Below are 3,351 nucleotides of genomic sequence, written 5' to 3'. Positions count from 1 at the left end.
TAAAGAGATTATTTCGAGGAAGGACACATGATAGCCTGGTTTACAACCTTTTATGCCCGCAACCACACTTTTCTCCTGCAGGCTTTTTTTATCGCTTTGATTACCGATCAGTTATTTTTTAAAGAGGAAACCATCCCAAAACGGATTGGCAAAAGCCTGGGAGCCTTCCTACTCTCTTTAAACACGTCCATGATCATGACTGTCTTCCTTTACCAGAAGCTAACCCCCCTGCTTAGCCTTAACACCTTAAGCGACTTCTTTCTGGCAACTGGATTGATCCTCTTGACATTGATCCCAGTCATTTTCCTTTATCAGCGTCTAATTAACAAGAAGCCGTCCGTAGCCGTCTTCACTTACTGTCAATTTGTTATCGCCGCTGAAATTTCATCCCTTTTAGCCAATCAGAACTGGCAATGGGACTTTTTCACCATTATCTTAACCCTCTGCCTCTATTTTCTTTTTAAAAAAGAAATCCGCTACATCAGCCAGGAGCAGACTGTCATCACGGAAGACAGCCGCTTCTTATGGTCCACCGTACTCTGCATGATACTTGTCGTAGCCCAGGCGGAATTTCCCCGCATGTTCCTTGATGGCAGCAACTCAGCAGTCCCAACGCCAATCGCTTACGTGGTCAGCTTTTTAGCTATTATTTCCTGCATCATGTACGTTATTTTCATGAAATATAATATCTTCAGCGTTACCCGCTATGAAAGCTACTTGAAGAAATATGATGATGATCAGCTGACTGGGGCCAAAAGCCTCCACTATTTCATGGAGCATTACGAGGAAAGCCTCAAGCAGTTTGACCAAAAACAGGAGCTGACCATTTTTTACAGCTCCCTGGTCAACCTGCATGACTACAACTTAACTAACGGTTACCAGGACGGCAGCAATCTCTTAAAATTTATCTGCCAGCAGCTGCAAGAGCAGTTTCCGAAGTCAATAATTTCCCGCAATGGCGCCCACTTCATCGGCATTATTGAAAAGCAAGACGAAGACAATTTTTCCAAGATCATTAAAGCAGTTGCGGCCCTGAGCACTGGCGAAACTTTACTCTTCAAGGTTGGCTTAGCTCCCTTCAAGCCCAGCCGGCATCTTTTGCGCCGCCAGCGCAATACTGAGCTGCTGCATGAACTCGACCAGGCCGCCAGTGCCCTTCACTCAATCAAGCTGAAAAATGCCTCTATCGGCTACTATGATGACCAGCTGGCCAAGGCGGATGAAATCCGAGTCCATGTTCTGAGCGAGACCGACCAGGCCTGCCGCGACAACTGGCTCAAGATCTACTACCAGCCCTTGATCGACATCCAAAACATGAAGCTGGCTGAATGTGAGGCCCTGTCGCGCTGGATTGACCCCAAATACGGCTTCCTGTCTCCAGACAAGTTTATCCCTGCCCTGGAGGCCAACCGGGAAGTCTACAAGGTTGACTGCCACGTCTTAGAGGGCTATGGGCAAGACGCTGAGTTTTTACGAAAAAAGGAAAAAGAAATCTTCCCCATCAGCTTCAACATTTCCAGAACAGACCTGGAAGCCTGCAATATTTACCAAAAGATCGAAGACACAGTTGCTCGTTACGGGCTCAGCCGCGATCAAGTACACATCGAAATTACCGAAAGTGCCCTTAATGACAGCAGCCAGGCTATGGTTGAAGCCGTTCAGCACTTCCATGACCTGGGCTACCAGGTTTGGATGGACGACTTTGGCAGTGGCTATTCCAGCTTGAATGTTTTGAAAGACTATCACTTCGACGTGATCAAGATTGACATGGTCTTCCTCAGAAGATTTGATGACCGGTCCAAGACGATTGTCCGCAATATCTGCCAGATGGCCAAGGAATTAGGGATCAGAACCGTCTGTGAAGGGGTTGAGACTCAAGAACAGTTTGACTTCCTCAAAGAAGCCGGCTGCAACCTGGCCCAGGGCTTCCTCTTCAGCCCGCCTGTTCCTTTAGCTGACCTTTACAAAAAAATGGCGCCATATTTATAGGCAGAAGAAAACCGCTAGTCGCGTGACTAGCGGTTTTAGTTTGTCGATTTTTACTTGCCAGCCGAGCCAGCAATCGCTACAAAGCAGATTAAGGCAATGATCAGCAAGAACCAGAGCACGATTTGCCAGATCAGGGCAAATGTGATCCAGTTCTTTAAAGGAACAAGATTCTCATCCTTACGCTTGATAAAGAGGTAGATCGCCGGTGCCAGCCCAAAGACTGGCCACACGTAAGCCGCAATCAAGAGGACAACCATCCAGATATTGTAAATTGGTGAGTTTGAGTTTTTCATTTTCTTTTGCTCCTTCGTTAATTAGAGTTCCCCCTACTATTACCTTAATTATACCAATTTACGTGTCTTTCTACAATTGATGTGTGGCAGTAGCCTACTTTTCAATGTAAACATGTTCAAAGTAGTATGAACCGTTGTAGATCAGCCCCTTCACCTTGCTCTTCAGCATCCAGGCGCTGCCAGTTTGGATCAGTGGCGTAATCCCTTGGTCAACTAACAGGGTGTTTTCGGCCTTTTCAAGAAGCTTCATCCGCTGGCTGCTGTCTGAAGTGGTCTTAGATTCGGCCACCAGCTTGTCGTAAGTCTTGTTGGTCCACTTACCAGAGTTGTAGCCATTAGTTGAGGTCATGCAGTCTAGGAAGGAAATTGGGTCAGCAAAGTCGGCATTCCAGCCGCTGATCGTGGCTTCAAAGTTGCCTGAGTCCATCTTGGCAAACTGAGACTTGGTTGGCAGGCTCTGCACCTTGACGTCGATTTGCTTGCCAAAAGTTGATTCCATGGCACTTTGGAAGTATTCACCGATTGACTTGGACGTATCATCATCCGCAGTAATTACCGTGAAGGACAGCTTCTTTAAGCCAAGTTCCTTCAAACCTTCCTTAAAGTAGCTTTGGGCGAGCTTTTTGTGGTGACCAGTAACCAGCAGGCTTTCCTTTGTTTGAGACAAGTCGGTAAAGTCTTTCCCGTTCACCTTGGTCATGCCGGCAGCCGTAAAGTTCTTTGAACCCGTGTAGCCGCCGCCCAGGGTCTTGGCCAAAGCGTCTCTGTCTAGGGCCATGGAGATTGCTTGACGCATTTTGGTGCTTTGGAACTTCTTCTGCTTCAGGTTAAATTGGAAGTAAGTGGTCCCGTTAGCCTTTCTTACAACATATTCAGGAGACTTTTGCAGGTTCTTGGAAGCCTGAGAGCTGAGACTAGCCGTGTCTAGCTTGCCATCTTGGTAAAGGTTGTAAGCCGTAGATGGTGATTTTTCAACGGCAAAGTGGATAGTTTGGAGTTTTACAGCCTTAGCGTTCCAGTATTCCTGGTTCTTAACCATGGTCCAAGACAGGTTTGACCCAGTCCACCC

Annotated in this window: 3 protein-coding genes; 1 reads left to right on the top strand and 2 read right to left on the bottom strand. The window is 47.0% G+C overall.

All coding sequences use genetic code 11. The features are described from left to right. The first annotated feature begins 27 nt into the window (after positions 1-27). Positions 28-1,989 carry an EAL domain-containing protein gene (locus ACI4WN_RS01210; protein ID WP_439776619.1) on the top strand — a complete coding sequence of 654 codons (1,962 nt, stop codon included), beginning with the start codon at positions 28-30 and terminating at the stop codon, positions 1,987-1,989. Between the two features lie 50 nt (positions 1,990-2,039). Here the strand turns inward: ACI4WN_RS01210 and ACI4WN_RS01205 are convergent, their stop codons facing one another. After that, positions 2,040-2,282: a hypothetical protein gene (locus tag ACI4WN_RS01205; RefSeq protein WP_439776618.1), complete on the bottom strand. Its 243-nt coding sequence runs from the start codon at positions 2,280-2,282 to the stop codon at positions 2,040-2,042. 94 nt (positions 2,283-2,376) lie between these two features. Continuing rightward, positions 2,377-3,351: peptide ABC transporter substrate-binding protein (locus tag ACI4WN_RS01200; protein ID WP_439776617.1), on the bottom strand; the 975-nt coding region annotated here is incomplete at its 5' end.

The sequence above is a fragment of the Lactobacillus sp. genome (genome assembly GCF_051893255.1).
In the GTDB taxonomy this organism is placed as follows: Bacteria; Bacillota; Bacilli; order Lactobacillales; family Lactobacillaceae; genus Lactobacillus.
Note: the sequence above shows the minus strand (reverse complement) of the source record. Positions and strands in the feature narration are given on the sequence as shown.

What these genes read in the sequence shown, in the direction of transcription:
- ACI4WN_RS01210 (WP_439776619.1), top strand. Translation starts at nt 28, where the DNA reads ATGATAGCCTGGTTTACAACCTTTTATGCCCGCAACCACACTTTTCTC.
- ACI4WN_RS01205 (WP_439776618.1), bottom strand. Translation starts at nt 2,282, where the DNA reads ATGAAAAACTCAAACTCACCAATTTACAATATCTGGATGGTTGTCCTC.